At 61.8% G+C, this 23,897-nt stretch carries 18 protein-coding genes and 6 tRNA genes; 19 read left to right on the top strand and 5 right to left on the bottom strand.

The features are described 5' to 3' along the window. Nucleotides 1–63: 63 nt before the first annotated feature. Nucleotides 64–1,260, bottom strand: coding sequence for an amino acid aminotransferase (locus tag DNK59_RS10085; RefSeq protein ID WP_110723099.1), 1,197 nt, complete (start codon nucleotides 1,258–1,260; stop codon nucleotides 64–66). 335 nt (nucleotides 1,261–1,595) lie between these two features. Between DNK59_RS10085 and uvrB the strand changes: the two genes are divergently transcribed. After that, nucleotides 1,596–3,611, top strand: a complete 2,016-nt coding sequence (uvrB, locus tag DNK59_RS10090; RefSeq protein ID WP_092316493.1) for an excinuclease ABC subunit UvrB — start codon at nucleotides 1,596–1,598, stop codon at nucleotides 3,609–3,611. A 112-nt stretch (nucleotides 3,612–3,723) separates the two neighbouring features. Here the strand turns inward: uvrB and DNK59_RS10095 are convergent, their stop codons facing one another. Both DNK59_RS10095 and DNK59_RS10100 read right to left on the bottom strand, forming a co-directional pair. Continuing rightward, nucleotides 3,724–5,274: an MDR family MFS transporter gene (locus DNK59_RS10095; protein ID WP_110723100.1), complete on the bottom strand. Its 1,551-nt coding sequence runs from the start codon at nucleotides 5,272–5,274 to the stop codon at nucleotides 3,724–3,726. Beyond that, nucleotides 5,264–6,310 carry an HlyD family secretion protein gene (locus DNK59_RS10100; RefSeq protein WP_092316489.1) on the bottom strand — a complete coding sequence of 349 codons (1,047 nt, stop codon included), beginning with the start codon at nucleotides 6,308–6,310 and terminating at the stop codon, nucleotides 5,264–5,266. Before DNK59_RS10100 ends, DNK59_RS10095 begins: the two co-directional genes overlap by 11 nt. A gap of 233 nt (nucleotides 6,311–6,543) precedes the next feature. On the opposite strand from DNK59_RS10100, the gene gltX reads away from it, so the two are divergent. From gltX to DNK59_RS10160, 12 genes are all read left to right on the top strand, one after another. Then, on the top strand, nucleotides 6,544–8,025 hold the full coding sequence (gltX, locus tag DNK59_RS10105; RefSeq protein WP_016965547.1) for a glutamate--tRNA ligase: 1,482 nt from the start codon (nucleotides 6,544–6,546) through the stop codon (nucleotides 8,023–8,025). Nucleotides 8,026–8,302: 277 nt separating this feature from the next. Continuing rightward, nucleotides 8,303–8,378: transfer RNA gene (locus DNK59_RS10110), tRNA-Ala, on the top strand. 79 nt (nucleotides 8,379–8,457) lie between these two features. After that, nucleotides 8,458–8,533, top strand: a tRNA-Glu gene (locus DNK59_RS10115). Between the two features lie 52 nt (nucleotides 8,534–8,585). Then, a tRNA-Ala gene (locus tag DNK59_RS10120) sits at nucleotides 8,586–8,661 on the top strand. Between the two features lie 78 nt (nucleotides 8,662–8,739). Next, nucleotides 8,740–8,815 (top strand) — tRNA-Glu (locus tag DNK59_RS10125). 52 nt (nucleotides 8,816–8,867) lie between these two features. Continuing rightward, nucleotides 8,868–8,943, top strand: a tRNA-Ala gene (locus DNK59_RS10130). Between the two features lie 77 nt (nucleotides 8,944–9,020). Beyond that, nucleotides 9,021–9,096: transfer RNA gene (locus tag DNK59_RS10135), tRNA-Glu, on the top strand. A 183-nt stretch (nucleotides 9,097–9,279) separates the two neighbouring features. Next, nucleotides 9,280–9,819, top strand: coding sequence for a TetR/AcrR family transcriptional regulator (locus DNK59_RS10140; RefSeq protein WP_092316487.1), 540 nt, complete (start codon nucleotides 9,280–9,282; stop codon nucleotides 9,817–9,819). A gap of 29 nt (nucleotides 9,820–9,848) precedes the next feature. Further along, nucleotides 9,849–10,682, top strand: a complete 834-nt coding sequence (locus DNK59_RS10145) for an alpha/beta fold hydrolase (RefSeq protein WP_110723101.1) — start codon at nucleotides 9,849–9,851, stop codon at nucleotides 10,680–10,682. Nucleotides 10,683–10,728: 46 nt separating this feature from the next. After that, complete coding sequence (locus DNK59_RS10150; protein ID WP_016967972.1) at nucleotides 10,729–11,163, top strand: thioesterase family protein; 435 nt, start codon at nucleotides 10,729–10,731, stop codon at nucleotides 11,161–11,163. A gap of 155 nt (nucleotides 11,164–11,318) precedes the next feature. After that, nucleotides 11,319–12,278 (top strand): tRNA-dihydrouridine synthase, encoded by a 960-nt coding sequence (locus DNK59_RS10155; protein WP_110723102.1) that lies wholly within the window; start codon nucleotides 11,319–11,321, stop codon nucleotides 12,276–12,278. A gap of 114 nt (nucleotides 12,279–12,392) precedes the next feature. Continuing rightward, nucleotides 12,393–12,839, top strand: coding sequence for an Hsp20 family protein (locus DNK59_RS10160; protein ID WP_060838399.1), 447 nt, complete (start codon nucleotides 12,393–12,395; stop codon nucleotides 12,837–12,839). Nucleotides 12,840–12,887: 48 nt separating this feature from the next. On the opposite strand, the gene DNK59_RS10165 is transcribed toward DNK59_RS10160, so the two are convergent. Next, entirely contained in the window at nucleotides 12,888–16,166 is a 3,279-nt protein-coding gene (locus DNK59_RS10165; protein WP_110723103.1) for an EAL domain-containing protein, read from the bottom strand. Nucleotides 16,167–16,250: 84 nt separating this feature from the next. Next, complete coding sequence (locus DNK59_RS10170) at nucleotides 16,251–17,141, bottom strand: LysR family transcriptional regulator (RefSeq protein WP_110723104.1); 891 nt, start codon at nucleotides 17,139–17,141, stop codon at nucleotides 16,251–16,253. A 153-nt stretch (nucleotides 17,142–17,294) separates the two neighbouring features. On the opposite strand from DNK59_RS10170, the gene leuC reads away from it, so the two are divergent. From leuC to DNK59_RS10200, 6 genes are all read left to right on the top strand, one after another. Beyond that, nucleotides 17,295–18,713 carry a 3-isopropylmalate dehydratase large subunit gene (gene leuC, locus DNK59_RS10175; RefSeq protein ID WP_110723105.1) on the top strand — a complete coding sequence of 473 codons (1,419 nt, stop codon included), beginning with the start codon at nucleotides 17,295–17,297 and terminating at the stop codon, nucleotides 18,711–18,713. Nucleotides 18,714–18,723: 10 nt separating this feature from the next. After that, nucleotides 18,724–19,368, top strand: a complete 645-nt coding sequence (leuD, locus tag DNK59_RS10180) for a 3-isopropylmalate dehydratase small subunit (RefSeq protein WP_092316473.1) — start codon at nucleotides 18,724–18,726, stop codon at nucleotides 19,366–19,368. A 99-nt stretch (nucleotides 19,369–19,467) separates the two neighbouring features. Next, entirely contained in the window at nucleotides 19,468–20,232 is a 765-nt protein-coding gene (locus DNK59_RS10185; RefSeq protein ID WP_110723106.1) for a class I SAM-dependent methyltransferase, read from the top strand. Nucleotides 20,233–20,283: 51 nt separating this feature from the next. After that, nucleotides 20,284–21,366 carry a 3-isopropylmalate dehydrogenase gene (gene leuB / locus DNK59_RS10190; protein WP_110723107.1) on the top strand — a complete coding sequence of 361 codons (1,083 nt, stop codon included), beginning with the start codon at nucleotides 20,284–20,286 and terminating at the stop codon, nucleotides 21,364–21,366. Nucleotides 21,367–21,420: 54 nt separating this feature from the next. Beyond that, the gene (asd, locus tag DNK59_RS10195) at nucleotides 21,421–22,533 is read left to right on the top strand and encodes an aspartate-semialdehyde dehydrogenase (protein WP_110723108.1); all 1,113 of its coding nucleotides are present in this window, start codon (nucleotides 21,421–21,423) and stop codon (nucleotides 22,531–22,533) included. A 178-nt stretch (nucleotides 22,534–22,711) separates the two neighbouring features. Next, entirely contained in the window at nucleotides 22,712–23,722 is a 1,011-nt protein-coding gene (locus tag DNK59_RS10200; protein ID WP_092316464.1) for an aspartate-semialdehyde dehydrogenase, read from the top strand. Nucleotides 23,723–23,897 lie beyond the last annotated feature (175 nt).

Raw genomic sequence — 23,897 nt, forward strand, 5'->3', positions numbered from 1 at the left:
AGCGGCGCGCGCACAAAAAAGGGGAAGCACCCTGGCTTCCCCTTTTTGCGCAGCGGTGGTGGATCAGATCACCTGGAGGATGGCCTTGGTCACGACCTCGATGTTGCTCTGGTTCAACGCGGCGACGCAGATGCGACCGGTGTCCAGGGCATAGATGCCGAACTCGTTGCGCAGGCGGGTCACTTGCTCAACGGTCAGGCCGGAGTAGGAGAACATGCCGCATTGGCGACCGACAAAGCTGAAGTCGTGCTCAGGGGCGCCTTTGGCCAGCAGGTCGACCATCTGGGTGCGCATGCCACGAATCCGCAGGCGCATTTCCGCCAGTTCCTGCTCCCACTGGGCGCGCAGTTCCGGGTTGTTCAGCACTGCGGCGACGATGGTTGCACCGTGAGTCGGCGGGTTGGAGTAGTTGGTGCGGATCACGCGCTTGACCTGGGACAGCACGCGAGCGCTTTCCTCCTTGGAGCTGCTGACGATGGACAGGGCGCCAACGCGCTCGCCGTACAGCGAGAACGACTTGGAGAACGAGCTGGATACGAAGAAGGTCAGGCCCGACTCGGCAAACAGGCGCACAGCCGCGGCGTCTTCATCGATGCCGTCGCCGAAGCCCTGGTAGGCCATGTCGAGGAATGGCACGAGGTTTTTCGCCTTGACCACTTCCAGGACGTTTTTCCAGTCCTGCGGGCTCAGGTCGACACCGGTCGGGTTGTGGCAGCAGGCGTGCAGCACCACGATCGACTGGGCCGGCAGGGCATTGAGGTCTTCCAGCAGGCCGGCACGGTTCACATCGTGGGTGGCGGCGTCGTAGTAGCGGTAGTTCTGCACCGGGAAGCCGGCGGTTTCGAACAGCGCGCGATGGTTTTCCCAGCTTGGGTCACTGATGGCGACCACGGCGTTGGGCAGCAGTTGCTTGAGGAAGTCGGCGCCGATTTTCAGGGCGCCAGTACCGCCAACGGCCTGGGTGGTGACTACACGACCAGCGGCCAGCAGGGGCGAGTCGTTGCCGAACAGCAGCTTTTGTACCGCCTGGTCGTAGGCGGCAATGCCGTCGATCGGCAGGTAGCCGCGGGAAGCATGTTGAGCGGCGCGAATTGTCTCGGCTTCGACAACGGCGCGCAGGAGTGGAATGCGTCCCTCCTCGTTGCAGTACACGCCCACCCCAAGGTTGACCTTGTTGGTACGGGTGTCGGCGTTGAATGCTTCGTTGAGGCCCAGGATTGGATCGCGTGGTGCCATTTCGACAGCGGAGAACAGGCTCATTTTTACGGCGGCTCTGAATGGAGTGTGGAGGGACGTGTCGCGCTCCAGCCGAATGCACTAGAGCGGTGCACAAACGGGGAGCTAGTATAGAGGCCATCATCGCGGGGGGCGACAGCCGATTGACCTTTTGCGACAAGTTTTTCGCTTTATTTTCTGACCGTTAGTCTTATTGCAACATTCCGGGTGTTATCGAGTGTAAGACCTTTACCTTGAAAGCCGTGGTATCTGTCTCCACATCCAGCTCATTGCGTTTTTTTCTCGGCGACATCGGTCGTACGCGGTCTTTCTCGTTCCTGTACGGTATCGCCGCGCACGAATGATTCCAGAGGTAGGTTATGTCCGAATTCCAGCTAGTCACCCGCTTTCAGCCTGCCGGCGACCAGCCGGAAGCCATCCGCCTGCTGGTCGAAGGCATCGAGGCCGGGCTGGCCCACCAGACCCTGCTCGGCGTGACCGGCTCGGGCAAGACCTTCAGCATCGCCAACGTGATTGCCCAAGTGCAGCGCCCGACCCTGGTACTGGCGCCGAACAAGACCCTGGCCGCCCAGTTGTATGGTGAATTCAAGGCGTTCTTCCCGAATAACGCGGTGGAGTATTTCGTTTCCTATTACGACTACTACCAGCCCGAAGCCTATGTACCGTCGTCCGATACCTTTATCGAGAAGGACGCATCGATCAACGACCACATCGAGCAGATGCGCCTGTCCGCGACCAAGGCGCTGCTGGAGCGCAAGGACGCCATCATCGTTACCACGGTGTCCTGCATCTATGGCCTGGGCAGCCCGGAAACCTACCTGAAGATGGTCCTGCACGTGGACCGCGGCGACAAACTCGATCAGCGCGCCTTGCTGCGGCGCCTGGCGGACTTGCAATACACCCGCAACGACATGGACTTCGCCCGTGCCACCTTCCGCGTGCGCGGCGACGTGATCGACATCTACCCGGCGGAATCCGACTTGGAGGCGATCCGCATTGAGCTGTTCGACGACGAGGTGGAAAGCATCAGCGCCTTCGATCCGTTGACCGGTGAAGTGATCCGCAAGCTGCCGCGTTTCACCTTCTATCCCAAGAGCCACTACGTGACCCCGCGGGAAACCCTGCTGGATGCCATCGAGGGGATCAAGGTGGAGTTGCAGGAGCGCCTGGAATACCTGCGCGCCAACAACAAGCTGGTAGAAGCCCAGCGCCTGGAGCAACGCACCCGTTTCGATCTGGAGATGATCCTCGAACTGGGTTACTGCAACGGCATCGAGAACTACTCGCGCTACCTCTCCGGTCGTCCCGCCGGGGCCGCGCCACCCACCTTGTACGACTACCTGCCGGCGGATGCGCTGCTGGTGATCGACGAATCCCACGTCAGCGTGCCCCAGGTTGGCGCCATGTATAAGGGCGACCGTTCGCGCAAGGAAACCCTGGTGGAGTACGGCTTCCGCCTGCCGTCGGCGCTGGATAACCGGCCGATGCGCTTCGACGAGTGGGAAGGGGTCAGCCCACAGACCATCTTTGTCTCCGCCACACCGGGCAACTATGAGGCGGAACACGCCGGGCGCGTGGTGGAGCAGGTGGTGCGCCCCACCGGCCTGGTGGACCCGCAAGTGGAAGTGCGCCCGGCCCTGACCCAGGTGGACGACCTGCTGTCGGAAATCACCAAGCGCGTGGCGTTGGAAGAGCGGGTGCTGGTTACCACCCTGACCAAGCGCATGGCCGAGGACCTGACCGATTACCTGGCCGACCACGGCATACGGGTGCGCTACCTGCACTCGGACATCGATACGGTGGAACGGGTGGAAATCATCCGCGACCTGCGCCTGGGCACGTTCGACGTGCTGGTGGGGATCAACCTGCTGCGGGAAGGCCTGGACATGCCGGAAGTGTCCCTGGTGGCGATTCTGGATGCCGACAAGGAAGGTTTCCTGCGTTCCGAGCGCTCCTTGATCCAGACCATTGGTCGTGCCGCGCGTAACCTCAACGGCCGGGCGATTCTCTATGCCGACCGCATCACCGGCTCCATGGAGCGGGCGATTGGCGAAACCGAGCGTCGGCGTGACAAGCAGATCGCCTTCAACCTGGCCAACGGCATCACCCCCAAAGGGGTGTTCAAGGACGTTGCCGACATCATGGAAGGCGCCACTGTGCCGGGCTCGCGCAGCAAGAAGCGCAAGGGCATGGCCAAGGCGGCCGAGGAAAGTGCCCGCTACGAAAACGAGCTGCGTTCGCCGAGCGAAATCAGCAAGCGCATCCGTCAGCTCGAAGAGAAGATGTACCAATTGGCCCGCGACCTGGAGTTCGAGGCCGCGGCGCAGATGCGCGACGAAATCGCCAAGCTGCGCGAGCGCCTGCTCACCGTCTAACGCCACTCGATCCCTCGTAGGAGCCGGCTTGCCGGCGAAGAGGCCCTCAAATCCTGTGCAAGGGTTGGGGGGCGATTCGCTGGCAAGCCAGCTCCTACAGGCCATTTGTGGGTCAGTGGGCTTCGCCGGCCTTGAGGCCCTTGGGCAGGGCCTTGGTCAACAGCACTGCCAGCATGCTGATGCCCAGGGCAATGCCGACAAAATGGAAGGCGTCGTTGTAGGCCATGATCTGCGCTTGCTGGTGGGTGATCTCGCTGAGCTTGCCCAGGGCCGCGGATTCGCTGCCGAACTTGTCGGTGAGGGTCGCCAGGCGTTCCGCCACTTGCGGGTTGCTGGGCACCAGCGCTTCACGCAGGTAGTCGAAATAGGTCTTGGTCCTGGCATCCAGCAGGGTCGCCAGCAAGGCTATGCCGATGGCGCCGCCGAGGTTGCGCAGGATGTTGAACAGGCTCGAAGCCGAGCCCGCATCCTGGGGCTGTATGTAAGCCGTGGCGATCAGCGAAATGGTGACCATGATCAGCGGCTGGCCCAGGGCGCGGATGATCTGGATCTGGTTGAATTGCGGCCCGGCGAAGTCCGGATTGAGCACGCCTGAAGAGAAGCTTGCCAGCCCGAACAGGCCGAACCCCAGGGCGCATAGCCATTTGGGCGAGATGAACTGCATCAGCTTGGGCACCAGGGGAATCAGGAACAGCTGCGGTATGCCCATCCACATGATCACTTCGCCGATTTGCAGGGCGTTGTAATTCTGGATCTGCGCCAGGTACAGCGGCAGCAGGTAGATCGAGCCGTACAGGCCAACGCCCATGCCCAGGCTGGAAATGCTTGACAGGCCGAAGTTGCGATTGCGCAGGATGCCCAGGTTGATCAGTGGATTGGGCTTGGAAACCTGGACGATGACGAAGGTGATCAGGCTGACCAGGGCGATGCTGCCCAGGGTCACGATCAGGTTCGACTCCAGCCAGTCCTTGCGGTGGCCCTCTTCAAGAAACACCTGCAGGCAGCCCAGGCCCAGGCCGAGGGTCAGGATGCCGGTGTAGTCGGTGCTTTTGAGCAGTTCCCAGTGGGCTTCCTTTTTTTCCAGGCCGTACAGCAGGCCGGCGATCATCAGCAGGCCCGGCGGCACGTTGATGTAGAAGATGTATTCCCAGCCCCAGTTTTCCGTCAGCCAGCCACCCAGGGTCGGGCCGATGGAGGGGGCGAAGGTGGCGGTCATGGCGAACATGGCCATGCCCTTGGCCCGATGGTGCTCGGGGAGCTTGATCAGGGTCAGGGTGAACGCCAGGGGAATCAGCGCGCCGCCGGTAAAGCCCTGCAGGGCGCGGAACACGATCATGCTTTCCAGGCTCCAGGCCATGGAGCAGAGCAGGGAGGCGATCAGGAAACCCACCGAAACCCAGGTCGCCAGTCGCCGGGCCGAGAGCAACTGCACAAGCCAGGCAGTGAGGGGAATCATGATGATCTCCGCCACCAGGTAGGAGGTGGAGATCCACGAGCCTTCCTCAAGGGTGGCGGAGAGGGCACCCTGGATATCTTTCAGCGAGGAGTTGGTGATCTGGATGTCGAGCACCGCCATGAAGGCGCCGAGCATGGCGCTCATGACCGCTATCCAGTCGCGTCGGCTGGGTTCCGTCAGCGGACGCAGCAGTTGATCACCGGCCATCGACAGGGTCTTTGACGTTCACTTTGACCGTGACCGACATCCCCGGCCGGATCTTGCCCTGCAGGGGGTTGTCGGGAGCGAAGGTCAGTTTTACCGGAATGCGTTGTACCACCTTGGTGAAGTTGCCGGTGGCGTTGTCCGGTGGCAGCAGGCTGAACTGTGCGCCCGAGGCGGCGAACAGGCTGTCGACCCGGGCCTGGATCGGGGTGTCGCCGTAGGCGTCGAAGGTCAGCTCGGCCTGTTGCCCGGGTTGCATGTGACCGATCTGAGTCTCCTTGAAGTTGGCTTGAACCCAGATGTCCTGGTCCGGAACGATCGACAGCAGGTAGGCGCCGGCCTGTACCACCTGGCCGCTGCGCGCCGCACGCTGGCCGATGATGCCGCTGATGGGGGCGTGGATTTCGCTGCGGGTCAGGTTCAATTGCGCTTGGGCCAGGTCGGCCTGAGCATTGGCAATCTGAGCGTCGAGGCGCTTGATCTCGGCGTTCAGGGCGTTGACCTGTTGGCGCTGGCCTTGCAGGTCGGCTTCAGCCTTGGCCACCTGGGAGCGGGCGATGTGGTTGTCGGCGGAAAGGGTGGTGACCCGTTCCTCGGAGACATAGCCGGGCTTGCGCAGGGTCTGGGCTCGGGACAGGTCGATCTGCGAGCGGCCGAGGCTGGCCTGGCTCGATGCCACCTGAGCCTGGCTGGCGGCGATCAGGCTGGCTTGTTGGGTCAGTTTGCTCTGGGCCTGCAGGCGTTCGGCTTCACGGGTGGCGAGAGCGGCCTGGGCGCGGTCCACCGCCAGCTGGAAGTCCTGACCTTCCAGGCGTATCAGCAATTGGCCTTTCTCTACGTGCTGGTTGTCCTGCACTCGTACTTCTTCAATCCGTGCGCTCAGTTGGCTGGAAACCCGGGTGATTTCGCCCTGGACGTAGGCGTTATCGGTGGTTTCATAAAAACGGCCGTGGAACCACCAATGGGCGAACAGCCCCAGGGTGATCAGCAGGACCAGAGACAGGAAAACAAACAGGCGACGCTTGAGTTGGGCAGGCATGGGCAGACTGTAGTCGAGAAAAAGTGTAAGGAAATCTATCAGCCGGCGAATCTGGCATATAGCCACTGGGTGGTAAATGCCGCCTGTTGATTATTGGCCATTCAGCGGGCTGGTAGCGGCCTGTAGTCGCAACCTTGGCTTAAATGCCCTCCTCACTGGAGCGGTGCTGGTGTCGCCTGTTACCATTCGCCCCCTGTTTTATTCCTCGTTTTTCTATCTGTTCGAGACCAGCCATGACCACCGTTCGCACGCGCATCGCGCCATCGCCTACCGGGGACCCCCACGTAGGTACCGCTTACATCGCTTTGTTCAACTATTGCTTTGCCAAGCAGCATGGCGGTGAGTTCATTCTGCGTATCGAAGACACCGATCAGTTGCGCTCGACCCGCGAGTCCGAGCAGCAGATCTTCGACGCCTTGCGCTGGTTGGGCATCAATTGGAGCGAAGGGCCGGATGTCGGCGGTCCTCACGGCCCGTATCGCCAGAGCGAGCGCGGTGACATCTACCAGAAGTACGCCCAGCAATTGGTGGACCTGGGCCACGCCTTCCCGTGCTTCTGCACCGCTGAAGAGCTGGACCAGATGCGTGCCGAGCAGATGGCCCGTGGCGAAACCCCGCGTTACGACGGCCGTGCGCTGCTGCTGTCCAAGGAAGAAGTGGCCCGACGCCTGGCGGCCGGCGAGCCTCACGTGATCCGCATGAAGGTGCCGACCGAAGGCGTCTGCGTGGTGCCGGACATGTTGCGTGGCGACGTCGAGATCCCGTGGGATCGCATGGACATGCAAGTGCTGATGAAGACCGACGGCCTGCCAACCTACTTCCTGGCCAACGTGGTCGATGACCACTTGATGGGCATCACCCACGTACTGCGTGGCGAGGAATGGCTGCCTTCGGCGCCGAAACTGATCCTGCTCTACGAATACTTCGGTTGGGAGCAGCCGCAGCTGTGCTACATGCCGCTGCTGCGCAACCCGGACAAGAGCAAGCTGTCCAAGCGCAAGAACCCGACCTCGGTGACGTTCTACGAGCGCATGGGCTTCATGCCCGAGGCCATGCTCAACTACCTGGGGCGCATGGGCTGGTCGATGCCGGATGAGCGCGAGAAGTTCTCGTTGCAGGAAATGGTCGACAACTTCGATCTGTCGCGGGTATCCCTGGGGGGGCCGATCTTCGATATCGAGAAGCTGTCCTGGCTCAATGGCCAGTGGCTGCGGGATCTGCCGGTGGAAGAGTTCGCCAGCCGGGTCCAGACCTGGGCGCTGAACCCCGAATACCTGATGAAGATCGCGCCGCATGTGCAGGGCAGGGTCGAGACATTCAGCCAGATCGCGCCTTTGGCCGGCTTCTTCTTCGCTGGTGGCGTGACCCCGGATGCCAAGTTGTTCGAGTCCAAGAAGCTTTCTGGTGATCAGGTGCGGCAGCTGATGCAGTTGATCCTGTGGAAGCTCGAAAGCCTGCGTCAGTGGGAGAAAGACAGCATCACCGCGACCATTCAGGCGGTGGTTGAATCCCTGGAACTGAAGCTGCGCGACGCCATGCCGCTGATGTTCGCGGCCATCACTGGCCAGGCCAGTTCGGTATCGGTGCTTGATGCCATGGAGATTCTGGGGCCGGACCTGACCCGTTTCCGTCTGCGTCAGGCCATCGACCTGCTCGGTGGCGTGTCGAAGAAAGAGAACAAGGAATGGGAAAAACTGCTGGGCGCCATCGGCTAAGGCGCCTTTGCGGGACGGTTGCGCCAGGGGCGGCGATCTTTTCGGCTACGCTTGAAGTCCAGGCGCAGACGGTTTGATCGTCGCCCTTGGCGTTTTCTGTCGGCTTGTAATGGCCCTTTTGCGGGAGTTGATATGGGCCGGCAAGGCCGCAAAAGCCAGGTTTTTCGGGGCGGGGCGGTAAGTGGTTGTTATCCCGGCAAATTTTTTTTCAAAAAGCGGAAAAAAAATTGACAGCCTTCAGATCCCCCCTTAAGATTCGCCCCGTCCTCACCGACGAGGGGCTATAGCTCAGCTGGGAGAGCGCTTGCATGGCATGCAAGAGGTCGACGGTTCGATCCCGTCTAGCTCCACCAATTTACAGTTCAAGGCCTGGCCACACCGGCCTTGAATCGATCGGTACTCAGCGCCGATCAGTTGTATAGAAGGGTTTGCGTCCCCTTCGTCTAGTGGCCTAGGACACCGCCCTTTCACGGCGGTAACAGGGGTTCGAGTCCCCTAGGGGACGCCAGTTTTACACAAGCGATGTTGCAAGATATCGCTGCGCCGCGAGGCGAAAATCCGGGGCTATAGCTCAGCTGGGAGAGCGCTTGCATGGCATGCAAGAGGTCGACGGTTCGATCCCGTCTAGCTCCACCAATTTTACAGTTCAAGGTTTGGCCACACCGGCCTTGAATCGACCAGTACTCAGCGCTGGTCAGCTGTCAGAAGGTTTGTGTCCCCTTCGTCTAGTGGCCTAGGACACCGCCCTTTCACGGCGGTAACAGGGGTTCGAGTCCCCTAGGGGACGCCAGTTTCACACAAGCGATGTTGCAAGATATCGCTGCGCCGCGAGGCGAAAATCCGGGGCTATAGCTCAGCTGGGAGAGCGCTTGCATGGCATGCAAGAGGTCGACGGTTCGATCCCGTCTAGCTCCACCAATTTACAGTTCAAGGTCTGGCCACACCGGCCTTGAATCGACCAGTACTCAGCGCTGGTCAGCTGTCAGAAGGTTTGTGTCCCCTTCGTCTAGTGGCCTAGGACACCGCCCTTTCACGGCGGTAACAGGGGTTCGAGTCCCCTAGGGGACGCCACGATTACCCGCTCTGCGGGATTTTTAAGGGTCATTCAATCATTGAATGGCCCTTTTGTTTTTCTGGTGCCCAGCCAGCTCCCGCTCTCTCCCTGAACCTGTACTTCTGACCGATGGTCACACTGGCGACTTGCGGAAAATTATTATGAGCATAATATTCTTTCCGTAATATTCGGAGGCAACGATGAACGACAAAAAAGCTCAAACCCGCGAACGTATTCTCCAGGCCGCCAGTTCCGCGCTGATTCAGCGGGGTCCTGCGGAACCCAGCGTGGGTGAAGTAATGGGCGCGGCCGGGCTGACCGTGGGCGGCTTCTATGCGCACTTTGAGAGCAAGGATGCGTTGATGCTCGAAGCCTTTACCCAATTGCTCTCCCACCGCCGCGGCTTGCTCGACGAGATGGACTCAAGCCTCAGTGGCGAGGAGCGCAGGGCGCTGACGGCGGCTTTCTACCTGTCGCGCAAGCATCGCGACTCCACGGAGCAGGCCTGCCCGATTCCGGCGTCCGTGGGCGAATTTGGGCGGTTGCCCGAGAGTTTTCGCAAAGCCTTGAATGAACACATGGAGTTGATGGTGGCGCAGTTGGCCACTTGCCCGGAGGACACGGACAAGGCCCTTGCGGACATGGCGTTGATGGTGGGAGGGCTGTCCCTGGCGCGGGCCCTGGGCCCGGGGGAGTTGTCCGATCGTTTGTTGCGTGCCGCCAAGTCGGCAATTCAATGACCTGAAGTTCGGTTGCGAGGTGGTGAGAGATGAGCGGATTGAGCTGGATTCGTGGCGTCAATGGCACCCTTGGCTGGGTGGCTCCTCAATGGGTGGCGAACCGGATGCGCCAGCTGTTCATGACACCTCGCGAGCTGCCGCCGCGGGACTGGGAACTGCCGCTGCTGGCGCGCGCCGAGCGACTGACCCTGCGCTTTGGGCTTTCTGCCTTGCGTTGGGGGCAGGGGCCAACGGTGATGCTGATGCATGGCTGGGAAGGGCGACCCACCCAGTTCGCCAGTCTGATCGATGCGCTGGTGACGGCCGGTTATACCGCGGTGGCGCTGGAGGGGCCGGCCCATGGCCGTTCTCCGGGGGATGAGGCCAATGTGGTGCTGTTCGCCCGAGCGATGCTGGAGGCCGCCGCAGAGTTGCCGCCGTTGCGCGCGGTGATCGGCCATTCCATGGGCGGCGCCAGCGCCATGCTCGCCGTGCAATTGGGGCTGCGTAGTGAAACCCTGGTCAGCATTGCCGCACCCGCCCGCATCCTCGGCGTATTGCGCGGTTTCGCCCGTTACATGGGCTTGCCGCCCCGGGCGCGCTCGGCCTTTATTCGTCAGGTGGAGAAAGACGTCGGCATGCGCGCGGCAAGCCTGGATGTGGCCCAGTATCAGCTGGACATGCCGGGCCTGATCGTTCACGCGGAGGATGATCGCTTCGTGCCGGTCCAGGAGTCGGAGCTGATCCATCAGGCCTGGTTCGACAGTCGCCTGTTGCGCTTGAGCGAAGGTGGCCATCAGCGGGTGCTGGCCGATCCGCGGGTGGTCGAAGCGGTGCTTGCCCTGGTTACCGGGCGCCATCTGCAAGCGCGCCAATCTGCTTGAGCATCCGCTACACTGCCCCGGTCAAAAATCTGGCCGGGAGTAGGGCATGAGTTGGGATCTGGCAACGCCATTCGTCATCGATCTGCAGGTGGCGGCCGAGGATATCGATGGTCTGGGGCACGCCAACAATGCGGTTTATGTTTCTTGGCTGGAGCGTTGTGCCTGGCGGCACTCCCAGCGCCTGGGGCTGGATCTGGCGGAGTATCGCCGGCTGGATCGGGCGATGGCCGTGGTGCGACACGAGATCGACTACCTGGCTGCCGCATACGAAGGGGATGAGTTGCAACTGGCTACCTGGATCGTCGATTGGGACCAGCGTCTGAAGATGACCCGGCGTTTCCAGTTGGTTCGTCCGAGCGATGGCAGCACCCTGTTGCGGGCTCAGACCACCTTCGTCTGCATCGAGCTGTCCAGCGGTAAACCCAAGCGCATGCCCGCCGAGTTCCTCGAAGGCTATGGCCCGGCCCTGCAAGGCTCCTGACACCTGCTCGTGCCTGTGTCGGAAGCGGCTTGTCAGCGAAGGCGTCCACCCGGGCTTGTTCGCGGCTCACAAGTCCCTACAAAACTCCTGTTCAAGGGCGAAACCCAGTAAACTGGCGAACGTTTTTTCGCCCGTTTTTTCGTTGAGTGTGTTTCATGCAAATTGCCCTGGCGCCCATGGAAGGGTTGGTCGACAACATCCTGCGGGATGTATTGACCCGTGTTGGCGGGATCGACTGGTGTGTCACCGAGTTCATCCGCGTCAACGACCGTCTGTTGACGCCTGCCTATTTCCACAAGCTCGCGCCCGAGTTGCTGCACGGTGCGCATACCGCTGCCGGCGTGCCGTTGCGCGTGCAGTTGCTGGGTTCGGATCCGGTGTGCCTGGCCGAGAACGCCGCGCTGGCCTGTGAGCTGGGCAGTGAGGTCATCGATTTGAACTTCGGTTGCCCGGCCAAGACTGTCAACAAGTCCCGGGGCGGGGCGGTGCTGCTCAAGGAGCCCGAACTGCTGAACCAGATCGTCGAGCATGTGCGGCGCGCGGTGCCGGCGCACATTCCGGTGACGGCAAAAATGCGGCTGGGTTTCGACAGTCCGGACGGCTCGCTGGTGTGTGCGACCGCGTTGGCCGAGGGCGGTGCCGAGCATATCGTGGTTCACGCCCGGACCAAGGTCGATGGCTACAAGCCGCCGGCTCACTGGGAGTGGATTCCCCGGGTCCAGGAGGTGGTCAAGGTGCCGGTGTTCGCCAATGGCGATATCTGGAGCGTCGAGGATTGGCGGCGCTGCCGGGAGATCAGTGGTGTCGAGGACATCATGCTCGGCCGTGGCTTGGTGTCGCGTCCCGACCTGGCGCGACAGATCGCCGCTGCCCGGGCGGGCGAAGAGGTGGTGGCCATGTCCTGGGCTGATCTGCAGCCCCTGCTCCAGGAATTCTGGGCCCAGGTGGTGGTGCAATTGACGCCGCGTTCGGCGCCGGGGCGGCTCAAGCAGTGGCTGGCCATGCTGACCCGCAACTACCCGGAGGCGGTGGAATTGTTTACTGCTCTGCGCCGGGAAACCGATCTGGATCAGGTGGGGCGCCTGTTGGATGTGGCGCGCAGCGAGGCGGCGTAAAAAATTCAAAAAAGGGCTCTTGAAATGCCGGGGCCGATCCCTATCTCTTGGGTACGCGACGCCGAATTCGGGTCGCGGAGATAACCACTCGCTGAAATATCAGGAGATAGACCCATGAGTACTGCATTTTCCCTGGCTCCACTGTTCCGTTCCTCTGTTGGCTTCGACCGTTTCAACGACCTGTTCGAATCGGCGTTGCGCAATGAACCGGGCAGCAGCTATCCACCCTACAACGTTGAAAAACACGCCGACGACCAATACCGCATCGTCATCGCGGCAGCCGGTTTCCAGGAAGAAGACCTGGAACTGCAAGTGGAGAAAGGCGTGTTGACCGTGAGCGGTGGCAAGCGCGATGCCAATGAAAGTGTCACCTACCTGCACCAGGGCATTGCCCAGCGTGCATTCAAGCTGTCCTTCCGTCTGGCCGACCATATCGAGGTCAAGGCCGCGGCCCTGAGCAACGGTCTGTTGAACATCGACCTGCTGCGGGTCGTGCCGGAAGAGGCCAAGCCAAAGCGCATCCCGATCAACGGTGCGCAGCAGCCGGCTCTGCAACACTAAGACCGCTGCAAAAGAAGGGCGCCCTGGTGGCGCCCTTTTTCGTGCCTGTCATTTCAGCAGTTTCTTGAATTCGCCGAGGGGAAGCGGCTGGCTGTGCAGGTAGCCCTGGTACAGATGGCAGTCCAGCCCTTGGAGGAACTCCAGTTGCTGCGGGGTTTCCACGCCTTCGGCGATGACCTTCAGGTTCAGGCTGCGGGCCATGGCGACGATGGCGCGGATGATTTCCGCATCGTTGGGATCATGGGTGGCGTCGCGGACGAAGGACTGGTCGATCTTCAGGGTGTCCACCGGCAGGCGCTTGAGGTAGGTCAAGGACGAATAACCAGTGCCGAAGTCATCCATGGCGAAGCTGACGCCGAGCTTTTTCAGGCGGCGCATCTTGCTGATGGTGTCGTCCAGGTTCTGGATCACGATGCCCTCGGTGATTTCCAGCTTGAGCAGCGACGAGGGCAAGGCGTACTCGGTCAGGCTGTGTTCGATTTTCTCGACAAAATCGGCCTGGCGGAACTGGCGCGGACTGATATTCACGCACAGGCTGAAGTGATAAGGATCCACTAGGCCCTCTGCTATCAGTTGGCTGAAGGCCAGGCAGGCTTCATCGAGAATCCAGGTGCCGACTTCAAGGATCAGCCCGCTGTCCTCCAGTACCTTGATGAATTCGGTTGGTGATTGGGCACCCAGTTCTGGATGCTGCCAGCGCACCAGGGCCTCGGCGCCGACGATGCGGTTGTCGCGGGCGTCGACCTGGGGCTGGAAGTGCACGCTGAATTCGCCGCGGGACAGGGCCAGGCGCAGGTCGGTTTCCATGCGCAGGCGCTCGCTGGCGGCCTTCTGCATGGTGTTGTGATACATCTGCGTGGTGTTGCGTCCGGAGTCCTTGGCCCGGTAAAGGGCGATGTCGGCGCGCTTGAGCAGGTCGGTGGGGGTCGAGCCGTGATCGGGGATCAGCGCCACGCCGATACTGGGGGTGACCTGCAGCCGCTGGCCGTCGAGGAACATCGGTTCCGAGAGCAGTTCGCGCAGGGTTCCCGCCAGGTGCCGTACCTGCTCGCTGACCTCGTTGCGTGAGCCTTCCAGGCCGCTGAGCAGTACCACGAACTCGTCGCCGCCCAGGCGTGCCACGGTGTCCTCCATGCGTACGCTGGCTTCCAGCCTGGCGGTGATGATCTTCAGCACGGTGTCGCCCACCGGGTGGCCCAGGGAATCGTTGATGTGCTTGAAGTGGTCCAGGTCGAGGAACAGCAGGGCGCCCCGCAGGTTGTGGCGCTTGAGCAGGGCGATCTGCTGGCTCAGGCGGTCCATCAACAGGGCGCGGTTGGGCAGGTTGGTCAAAGGGTCGTGGTAGGCCAGGTGGCGGATCTGCGCCTGGGCGTTCTTCAGCAGGCTGACATCCCGGGCCGTGAGCAGCAGGCATGGGGTTTCATTGAGGATGATCGGCTCCACCGACACTTCGAGGGTGAGGATTTCCCCGCGCTTGTTGCGCCCGAGCATTTCCAGGTGATGCACGCGTCCCTTGAGTCTGAGTTCCGCCAGCAGCGTGGCGAGCTGGCCTTCTTCGGCCCAGATGCCGACCTGGTACATGGTGTGGCCGAGCACTTCATCGGTGCGGTAGCCGGTCAGGCGGCAGAAGCCGTCGTTGACCTCCAGATAGCGGCCGGTTTCGCGCTCGGTGATGGTGATAGCGTCGGGGCTGGAGTGGAAGGCCTTGGCGAATTTCTCCTCGCTGGCCTTGAGGGCGGCCTCGGAGCGCTGTTGCTGGGTGATGTCTCGCAGCGTGGTGACGATGCACGGCTGTTTGTCGACGGTAATCAGGCGGCTGGAAATGATGCAGGTCAGCGAATGGCCGTCCTTGTGGTTGACCATCACTGCCACGTTATTCAGCGCCTGTTCGCGAATCACCTGCTCGATCCGCCGCAGCCGCGGGGCCGGGTCTTCCCAGAAGCCGATCTGCTCGGCGCTGCGGTCGATCACGTCGTCCTGGGTCCAGCCAAAGGTCTGGGTAAAGCTTGAGTTGATCTCGATGAACTGGCCGGTTTCCAGCTGGGTCAGGCAGATGGGGTCCGGGCTGACCTGGAACAGGCTGGCGAACTTCTCCTCGGAGGTGATCAGGCGCTGTTCGCGCTCCACCTGCTCGGTAATGTCCAGCAGCGTCCCGGCCATGCGCAGGGGATTGCCCGACTCGTCGCGATAGAGGCGGGCGCGGCTTTCGAGGTAGCGCGAGCTACCGTCTGCCAGCTGCACTCGGTAGGTCAGTTGGTAGTTGCCCGCCGGGCCTTCCCGCAGGCTGCGATAGGCATCGCGCATGCTGTCGCGTTCTTCGGTGGGTACGCCCTCGAAAAAGGCCTCGAAGGATTCGTGGAAGGGCGCCGGGGCCAGGCCATGCAATTGCGCGGCGCGCGCAGAGCCGTACAGCATGCCACTGGGAATGTGCCAGTCCCAGGTGCCCAGTTGGGCCGAGTCCAGGGCCAGGTCGAGGCGCTCCTGGCTGTCCTTGAGCGCCTGTTCGGCTCTTTTGCGCTCGCTGGTGTCGAGAAAGGTGCTGAGCAGGTAGGGCTTGCCTTCCAGTTCGATCTTCTGTGCGCTGAGGATGCCGTCGTGGATCTGGCCGTTGCTGGCGCGGAACTGCACTTCGAGGCTGGCGGCCTGGCCTTTCTTCTGCACGGCCTTGATCAGTTGGGCGCGCTGCTCGGGATTGACCCACAGGCCGATTTCCAGGGTGGTACGGCCGATCACATGTGCGGCGGGCCAGCCGAACTGGCTTTCGAAGTACTGGTTGGCCTCGCTGATCAGGCCATCTTCCAGGCGAGTCAGTAGCACCGTATTGGGGCACAGGTGAAACAGGGTGGCGAAGCGCTTTTCCGAGTTGCTGAGGGCTTCCTCGCGTTGGCGCTGGTGGGTGATCTCGCGGATCACCCCGATCATGCGGGGTTTGCCGTGCTTGTCCGGCAGTACGCTGCCGTTGATTTCCAGCCAGTGCAGGCTGCCATCGGGCCAGCGAATGCGATGGTGCATGGCGTGTTCCAGCGGAGCGCCCGCCAGCACCGAATGAAAGGCGCGTATTGTCCGGGCCCGGTCTTCGATGGGCAGCAGGTCAAGGTATTCGAGGTTGGCCGGCAGCGGCTGGCGCGGGTCGAAGCCAAACAGTGCCTGGGTGCCCCGGGACCAACTGATCTGCCCGCTTTCAATATCCCAGTACCAGGCCCCCAGCCGAGCGCCATTCAGGGCGGCAAGCAGCTGTGGTGCGCTTTCCCAGCTTTGCTCCGACTCCTTTGGGTCGATGGCATGGATACGCGGCATGGGTGGAATACGGTCAGCGGGTTTTGGCATGGGGGTCAGGCCTTGAGCTGAGTCATTCGTTTCACGCGAGGTGCTCATGGCGGTGCGGCGAGGCACGGGCACTACCCGGAAAAGCTATGCCGGGTTCCCTGGCCAATCGACTTGTGCATCCAGTAGGGCCATGAAAGCCCGCGCAGCGTTCGACAGCGTCCGTTCGGTGTGCAGGATATAGCCTAGCTGGCGTCGCAGTTGTATGCCCGGTAAAGGGATGCGCGCCACCTGATCATCGAGCATGGTGCGTGGCAGTACGCTCCAGGCCAGGCCGATGGACACCATCATCTTTATAGTTTCCAGATAGTTAGTGCTCATTGCGATGTTCGGCGTCAGGCCCTGAGCCTCGAACAGACGTTGGACGATATGGTGAGTAAAGGTGTTGCCGCCGGGAAATACCGCCGGATGCAGGGCAATGTCCGCCAGGCTGATCTGGCCATTGCTGACCAGTGGATGCTCCGGGGCGGCGACGAAGTCCAGCGGGTCGTCCCACACGGCGCTTGCCCTGATCAGGCTGTGGGGTTCTGGTGCCAGGGTAATCACCGCCAGTTCGGCCCGGCCATGGAGAATTTCCTCGTAGGCCACCTCTGAGTCGAGGAATTGAATGTCCAGCGCCACTTGCGGATAGCGCCGGGTAAAGGCCCGCAGCAGCGGCGGCAGGCGATGCAGGCCGATGTGATGGCTGGTGGCCAGGGTCAAGCGGCCGCTGACTTCGCCGTTGAGGTTGGTCAGGGCGCGGCGGGTGTCGTCCAGCACGTTGATGATCTGGTAGGCCCGGGGCAGTAGGGCGCGTCCGGCCTCGGTCAGTCCGATTTCCCGGCCCAGGCGGTCGAACAGCCGCACATTGAGCTGCTGCTCCAGGCCGGCGATGCGTTTGCTGATGGCGGGCTGGGTCAGGTGCAGGCGTTCTCCGGCGCCGGAGAAACTGCCGGTTTCGGCAATGGCTATGAAGGCGTTGAGGTTGGCCAGGTCCATGGTTGTATTCCGGTTGGTTATCCAAAGCATGAAAAATATGAATTTGAGTTATTTAATCTAACGCCATAGCATCAGCCTCACAAGCCAAGGGGTTATTGATCGGCTCACGATCGGGGCCCGGGGCATAGAAACAAGCTGATGAGGAATGGTCCGATGGCCGGCAAGACGCTTTACGACAAGCTCTGGGATTCGCATTTGGTCAAGCAGCGCGACGATGGTTCGGCGCTGATCTATATCGATCGTCACATCATCCACGAAGTGACCTCGCCACAAGCTTTCGAAGGCCTGCGTCTGGCCGGGCGCAAGCCTTGGCGCATCGATGCCAACATCGCCACCCCGGACCACAACGTACCGACCACCCCCGAGCGCAAGGGCGGGATCGAAGCGATTGCCGACCAGGTTTCCCGTCTGCAGGTGCAGACCCTCGATGACAACTGTGACGAATACGGCATTGTCGAATTCAAGATGAACGACGTGCGCCAGGGCATCGTCCACGTGATCGGTCCGGAGCAGGGCGCCACCCTGCCGGGCATGACCGTGGTCTGCGGTGACTCCCATACCTCGACTCACGGTGCTTTCGGCGCCCTGGCCCACGGTATCGGTACCTCCGAGGTGGAGCACGTGCTCGCTACCCAGTGCCTGGTGGCCAAGAAGATGAAGAACATGCTGGTGCGCGTGGAAGGCACCTTGCCGTTCGGCGTGACCGCCAAGGACATCGTTCTGGCGGTTATCGGCAAGATCGGCACCGCCGGTGGCAACGGGCACGCCATCGAGTTCGCCGGCAGCGCGATCCGCGACCTGTCCATCGAAGGCCGCATGACCATCTGCAACATGTCCATCGAAGCCGGTGCCCGTGTCGGCCTGGTGGCGGCGGACGACAAGACCGTGGCCTACGTCAAGGGCCGTCCGTTCGCCCCTAAAGGCGCCGAATGGGACTTGGCCGTCGAGGCCTGGAAGGATCTGGTGTCGGATGCCGATGCCCGGTTCGACACCGTGGTCGAGCTCGACGCTGCGCAGATCAAGCCGCAGGTCAGCTGGGGCACCTCGCCGGAAATGGTCCTGGCCGTGGATCAGCGCGTGCCGGACCCGGCCAAGGAAATGGATCTGGTCAAGCGCGACTCCATCGTCCGTGCCTTGAAATACATGGGTTTGAGCGCCAATCAGGCAATCACCGACATCCAGTTGGACCGGGTCTTCATCGGCTCCTGTACCAACTCGCGGATCGAAGACTTGCGCGCCGCCGCGGTCATCGCCAAGGGCCGCAAAGTGGCTTCCACCATCAAGCAGGCGATCGTGGTGCCGGGTTCGGGCCTGGTGAAGGCCCAGGCCGAATCGGAAGGCCTGGACAAGATCTTCCTCGAAGCCGGTTTTGAATGGCGCGAACCGGGCTGCTCGATGTGCCTGGCGATGAACCCGGACCGCCTGGAGTCCGGCGAGCATTGCGCTTCCACCTCGAACCGCAACTTCGAAGGGCGCCAGGGCGCCGGTGGGCGCACCCACCTGGTGAGCCCGGCCATGGCCGCCGCCGCCGCTGTCAGCGGGCGTTTCGTCGACGTCCGTGAATTGATCTAAGGAGCGCAGCATGAAAGCTTTCACCCAGCACAATGGTTTGGTCGCGCCTTTGGATCGTGCCAACGTCGACACCGATCAGATCATCCCCAAACAGTTCCTCAAGTCGATCAAGCGCACCGGTTTCGGCCCCAACCTGTTCGACGAGTGGCGCTACCTGGATGTGGGGCAGCCTTACCAGGACAACTCCAAGCGCCCGCTGAACAAGGATTTCGTCCTCAACGCCGAGCGTTACCAAGGCGCCAGTGTGTTGCTGGCGCGGGAGAACTTCGGCTGCGGTTCCAGCCGCGAGCACGCGCCGTGGGCGCTGGAAGAGTACGGTTTTCGCAGCATCATCGCCCCGAGCTATGCCGACATCTTCTTCAACAACAGCTTCAAGAACGGCTTGTTGCCGATCATCCTCAGTGACGCGGAAGTGGATGAACTGTTTCAGCAGGTCGAAGCCACCCCGGGTTACCAGTTGCGTATCGACCTTGAGGCGCAGACCGTGACCCGTCCTGACGGCAAGGTGCTGAAATTCGAGATCGATGCCTTCCGCAAGCACTGCCTGCTCAACGGTCTTGACGATATCGGCCTGACCTTGCAGGACGGCGACGCCATCGCCGCCTTTGAAGCCAAGCACCGGGCCAGCCAGCCCTGGTTGTTTCGCGATGCCTGATCGCCAGCAAGTCGGTGCCTGCAGAATCCCGCAGGTGCCGGCCTTGCAGGAGCTGGCTTGCCAGCCAACGCTGTTCCCCTTGTCCAGAAGGATCGTGCCATGACCAGCAACGCCCACAGCCAGGTAGTACAGAAGCAATTTGGTGAGCAGGCTTCGGCCTACCTGAGCAGCGCTGTACACGCTCAAGGCACCGAATTCGCCCTGCTACAGGCCGAGGTGGCGGGCCAGGAGCAGGCGCGGGTCCTGGATCTTGGGTGCGGTGCCGGTCATGTCAGCTTCCATGTGGCGCCGCTGGTCAGGGAGGTGGTGGCCTACGACCTCTCCCAGCAGATGCTGGATGTGGTGTCGGCAGCTGCACAGGAGCGTAATCTGCACAACATTCGCAGTGTGAAAGGGGCCGCCGAACGCTTGCCATTTGCCGACGGTGAGTTCGATTTCGTCTTCAGTCGTTATTCTGCTCACCACTGGAGCGACCTGGGCCTGGCCCTGCGGGAAGTGCGCCGGGTGCTCAAGCCCGGTGGTGTGGCGGCATTCATCGATGTGTTGTCGCCGGGCAGCCCGCTGCTGGACACTTACCTGCAAAGCGTCGAAGTGCTGCGCGATACCAGCCATGTGCGCGATTATTCGGCGGGTGAATGGTTGCGCCAGGTCAGTGAAGCGGGGCTGCACACTCGCAGCACCACTCGGCAACGGCTGCGCCTGGAGTATCAGTCCTGGGTCGAGCGCATGCGCACCCCCGAGCCGCTGCGGGTGGCGATCCGCGAGCTGCAGCAGGCAATGGGCAACGAAGTGCGCGAATATTTTGAGATTGAGGCCGATGGTTCGTTCAGTACTGATGTACTGGTGCTGTGGGCCGAGCGATAGAACTTTTCCGGTTGCGCCTAGGGGCCGGCCGACAGAGCAAACGAGGAACGCATGAGCAAGCAGATTCTGATTCTCCCAGGTGATGGTATTGGTCCGGAAATCATGGCCGAGGCGGTCAAGGTGCTGGAGTTGGCCAATGACAAGTACAGCCTGGGCTTCGAGCTGAGCCACGACGTGATTGGTGGCGCCGCCATCGACAAGCACGGCGTGCCTCTGGCTGACGAAACCCTGGACCGCGCTCGTGCCGCCGATGCGGTGTTGCTGGGGGCGGTGGGCGGGCCGAAATGGGACAAGATCGAGCGCGACATTCGTCCTGAGCGCGGTCTGTTGAAGATCCGCGCGCAACTGGGCCTGTTCGGCAACCTGCGTCCGGCGATTCTCTACCCGCAACTGGCGGATGCCTCGAGCCTGAAACCGGAAATCGTTTCCGGCCTGGACATCCTCATCGTTCGCGAACTGACCGGCGGCATTTACTTCGGCGCCCCTCGTGGCACCCGCGAGCTGGAAAATGGCGAGCGCCAGTCCTACGACACCCTGCCTTACAGCGAAAGTGAAATCCGCCGCATTGCCCGGGTGGGTTTCGACATGGCTCGCGTGCGCGGCAAGAAACTGTGCTCGGTGGACAAGGCCAACGTCCTGGCCTCCAGCCAGCTGTGGCGTGAAGTGGTCGAGCAAGTCGCCCAGGACTATCCGGATGTCGAGCTGAGCCATATGTATGTCGACAACGCCGCCATGCAACTGGTGCGTGCGCCGAAGCAGTTCGACGTGATCGTCACCGACAACATGTTCGGCGACATTCTTTCCGACGAAGCCTCGATGCTCACCGGTTCCATCGGCATGCTGCCGTCGGCGTCCCTGGATGCCAACAACAAGGGCATGTACGAGCCGTGCCACGGTTCGGCGCCGGACATTGCCGGGCAGGGCATTGCCAACCCGCTGGCGACCATCCTCTCGGTGTCGATGATGCTGCGCTACAGCTTCAACCTGACCGACGCAGCGGACGCCATCGAACAGGCGGTGAGCCGGGTACTGGATCAGGGTTTGCGCACCGGCGATATCTGGTCGGCCGGTTGCACCAAAGTCGGTACGCAGGAAATGGGCGATGCAGTAGTCGCCGCGCTGCGGAATCTGTAATCTTTCGGGCCCACTGCGTAGACAGTGGCCCACTTTTGTAAAGGTGTAGTTGCGATGAAACGTGTAGGTCTGATCGGTTGGCGCGGTATGGTCGGTTCCGTGCTCATGCAGCGGATGCTGGAAGAGCAGGACTTCGATCTTATTGAACCGGTGTTTTTCACCACTTCCAATGTCGGTGGCCAAGGGCCGTCGGTGGGCAAGGATATTGCTCCGCTGAAGGACGCCTACAGCATTGAAGAGTTGAAAACCCTCGACGTGATTCTGACCTGCCAGGGTGGCGACTACACCAGTGAAGTCTTCCCCAAGCTGCGCGAAGCCGGCTGGCAGGGTTACTGGATCGACGCCGCATCCAGCCTGCGTATGCAGGATGACGCGGTGATCATCCTCGATCCGGTGAACCGCAAGGTCATCGACCAGCAACTGGATGCCGGGACCAAGAACTACATCGGCGGCAACTGCACCGTCAGCCTGATGCTGATGGGCCTGGGCGGCTTGTTCGAAGCCGGCCTGGTGGAGTGGATGAGCGCCATGACCTACCAGGCGGCCTCCGGTGCCGGCGCGCAGAACATGCGTGAGCTGATCAAGCAGATGGGCGCGACCCATGCGGCGGTTGCCGATGACCTGGCCAATCCGGCCAGCGCCATCCTCGATATCGATCGCAAGGTGGCCGAGGCCATGCGCAGCGATGCCTACCCGACCGAGAACTTTGGCGTGCCGCTGGCCGGCAGCCTGATTCCGTGGATCGACAAGGAACTGCCCAACGGCCAAAGCCGCGAAGAGTGGAAGGCCCAGGCCGAAACCAACAAGATCCTCGGCCGCTTCAAGAGCCCGATTCCGGTGGACGGCATCTGCGTGCGTATCGGCGCCATGCGCTGCCACAGCCAGGCGCTGACCATCAAGCTCAACAAAGACGTGCCGATCGCCGATATCGAAGGGCTGATCAGCCAGCACAATCCCTGGGTCAAGCTGGTGCCGAACCAGCGTGACATCAGCATGCAGGAGCTGAGCCCGACCAAGGTCACCGGCACCCTGAACATTCCGGTTGGTCGTCTGCGCAAGCTGAACATGGGTTCGCAGTTCCTCGGTGCCTTCACCGTGGGCGACCAGTTGCTGTGGGGCGCGGCCGAACCGCTGCGGCGCATGCTGCGGATCCTCCTGGAACGTTGATCCACTGAGGGGTTGAAAGAACCCGCGCCCGAATCAGGGCGCGGGTTTTTTTATGCTTGCCTTCGCAGGAGCAGGCTGCCCGGCTAAGTTGGCCGTCCCTGCCACCGGCCCCCGCGAATTGCCTCGTCACCCTGTGCCGGGTAAAGTGCCGCTCCCCCGTTTCACCTGAGGTAGCGCCATGACTCCATCCTTTGATATTGCCGTGATCGGTGCCACCGGTACCGTTGGCGAAACCCTGGTGCAGGTACTCGAAGAGCGCGATTTCCCGATTGCCAACCTGCACCTGCTGGCCAGCAGTGAGTCGGCCGGTCATTCGGTGCCGTTTCGCGGCAAGAACGTGCGTGTGCGTGAGGTCGACGAATTCGATTTCAGCAAGGTGCAACTGGCATTTTTTGCCGCAGGTCCAGCGGTAACCCTGAGCTTCGCGCCTCGTGCTACCGCGGCCAACTGCGCAGTGATCGACCTTGCCGGCGCCTTGCCGTCGACCCAGGCGCCCAATGTCGTGCCTGAGGCCAACGCCCAGGTGCTGGTCGGCCTGCCCAAGCCCGTGCAACTGAGCAGCCCTAGCGCCGCTGCGACCGCTTTGGCGGTGGCTCTGGCGCCTTTGCAGGACTTGCTGGACATTCAGCGGGTGAGCCTGACCGCCAGTCTGGCCATCTCCAGCCAGGGGCGTGAGGCAGTCAGCGAACTGGCTCGACAAACCGCCGAGCTGTTGAATGTACGCCCGCTGGAGCCGCGCTTCTTTGACCGCCAGGTGGCCTTCAATCTGCTGGCCCAGGTTGGCACGCCGGATGCCCAGGGTCATACCCTGTTGGAAAAGCGCCTGGTCAGGGAACTGCGCGAAGTGCTGGGGCAGCCTTTATTAAAGATTTCTGTCACTTGCATTCAAGCGCCGGTGTTTTTTGGCGATAGCTATAGCGTGACTCTGCAGTCGGGCGCCGATGTCGATCTGGCGGCGGTAAACGCGGCGCTGGAGGCCGCTCCGGGCCTGGAATTGGTGGAAGCCGGTGATTATCCCACCGCTGTGGGTGACGCCGTGGGCCAGGACGTAGTCTATGTGGGGCGGGTTCGTTCCGGCATCGATGATGCGGCGGAACTGAATCTGTGGCTGACCTCGGACAATGTCCGCAAAGGTGCGGCCTTGAACGCTGTGCAGCTGGCTGAATTGTTGATAAAAGACCTGCTGTAAAAGATACTTGGCAACAATTTGCAGAATGAATCTAGCTGGGCGCTATGCTTGGCAAGTTGCTGGAGGTGAGTGGCCGTCAGGTGCTCCCGGGGCATGCAGAAAATAATCCCGCGTGGTGGTCGTGGCCGCCACGCAGTGCCTTATGGCAGCCGCTACAAAACCTTCTCGCTGGCCG

This window comes from Pseudomonas sp. TKO26 (genome assembly GCF_003225665.1).
In the GTDB taxonomy this organism is placed as follows: domain Bacteria; phylum Pseudomonadota; class Gammaproteobacteria; order Pseudomonadales; family Pseudomonadaceae; genus Aquipseudomonas; species Aquipseudomonas saponiphila.

Excerpts from the sequence above, each read along its gene's own strand:
- DNK59_RS10085 (WP_110723099.1), bottom strand. The coding sequence starts at position 1,260 with ATGAGCCTGTTCTCCGCTGTCGAAATGGCACCACGCGATCCAATCCTG.
- uvrB (WP_092316493.1), top strand. The coding sequence starts at position 1,596 with ATGTCCGAATTCCAGCTAGTCACCCGCTTTCAGCCTGCCGGCGACCAG.
- DNK59_RS10095 (WP_110723100.1), bottom strand. The coding sequence starts at position 5,274 with ATGGCCGGTGATCAACTGCTGCGTCCGCTGACGGAACCCAGCCGACGC.
- DNK59_RS10100 (WP_092316489.1), bottom strand. The coding sequence starts at position 6,310 with ATGCCTGCCCAACTCAAGCGTCGCCTGTTTGTTTTCCTGTCTCTGGTC.
- gltX (WP_016965547.1), top strand. The coding sequence starts at position 6,544 with ATGACCACCGTTCGCACGCGCATCGCGCCATCGCCTACCGGGGACCCC.
- DNK59_RS10140 (WP_092316487.1), top strand. The coding sequence starts at position 9,280 with ATGAACGACAAAAAAGCTCAAACCCGCGAACGTATTCTCCAGGCCGCC.
- DNK59_RS10145 (WP_110723101.1), top strand. The coding sequence starts at position 9,849 with ATGAGCGGATTGAGCTGGATTCGTGGCGTCAATGGCACCCTTGGCTGG.
- DNK59_RS10150 (WP_016967972.1), top strand. The coding sequence starts at position 10,729 with ATGAGTTGGGATCTGGCAACGCCATTCGTCATCGATCTGCAGGTGGCG.
- DNK59_RS10155 (WP_110723102.1), top strand. The coding sequence starts at position 11,319 with ATGCAAATTGCCCTGGCGCCCATGGAAGGGTTGGTCGACAACATCCTG.
- DNK59_RS10160 (WP_060838399.1), top strand. The coding sequence starts at position 12,393 with ATGAGTACTGCATTTTCCCTGGCTCCACTGTTCCGTTCCTCTGTTGGC.
- DNK59_RS10165 (WP_110723103.1), bottom strand. The coding sequence starts at position 16,166 with ATGCCAAAACCCGCTGACCGTATTCCACCCATGCCGCGTATCCATGCC.
- DNK59_RS10170 (WP_110723104.1), bottom strand. The coding sequence starts at position 17,141 with ATGGACCTGGCCAACCTCAACGCCTTCATAGCCATTGCCGAAACCGGC.
- leuC (WP_110723105.1), top strand. The coding sequence starts at position 17,295 with ATGGCCGGCAAGACGCTTTACGACAAGCTCTGGGATTCGCATTTGGTC.
- leuD (WP_092316473.1), top strand. The coding sequence starts at position 18,724 with ATGAAAGCTTTCACCCAGCACAATGGTTTGGTCGCGCCTTTGGATCGT.
- DNK59_RS10185 (WP_110723106.1), top strand. The coding sequence starts at position 19,468 with ATGACCAGCAACGCCCACAGCCAGGTAGTACAGAAGCAATTTGGTGAG.
- leuB (WP_110723107.1), top strand. The coding sequence starts at position 20,284 with ATGAGCAAGCAGATTCTGATTCTCCCAGGTGATGGTATTGGTCCGGAA.
- asd (WP_110723108.1), top strand. The coding sequence starts at position 21,421 with ATGAAACGTGTAGGTCTGATCGGTTGGCGCGGTATGGTCGGTTCCGTG.
- DNK59_RS10200 (WP_092316464.1), top strand. The coding sequence starts at position 22,712 with ATGACTCCATCCTTTGATATTGCCGTGATCGGTGCCACCGGTACCGTT.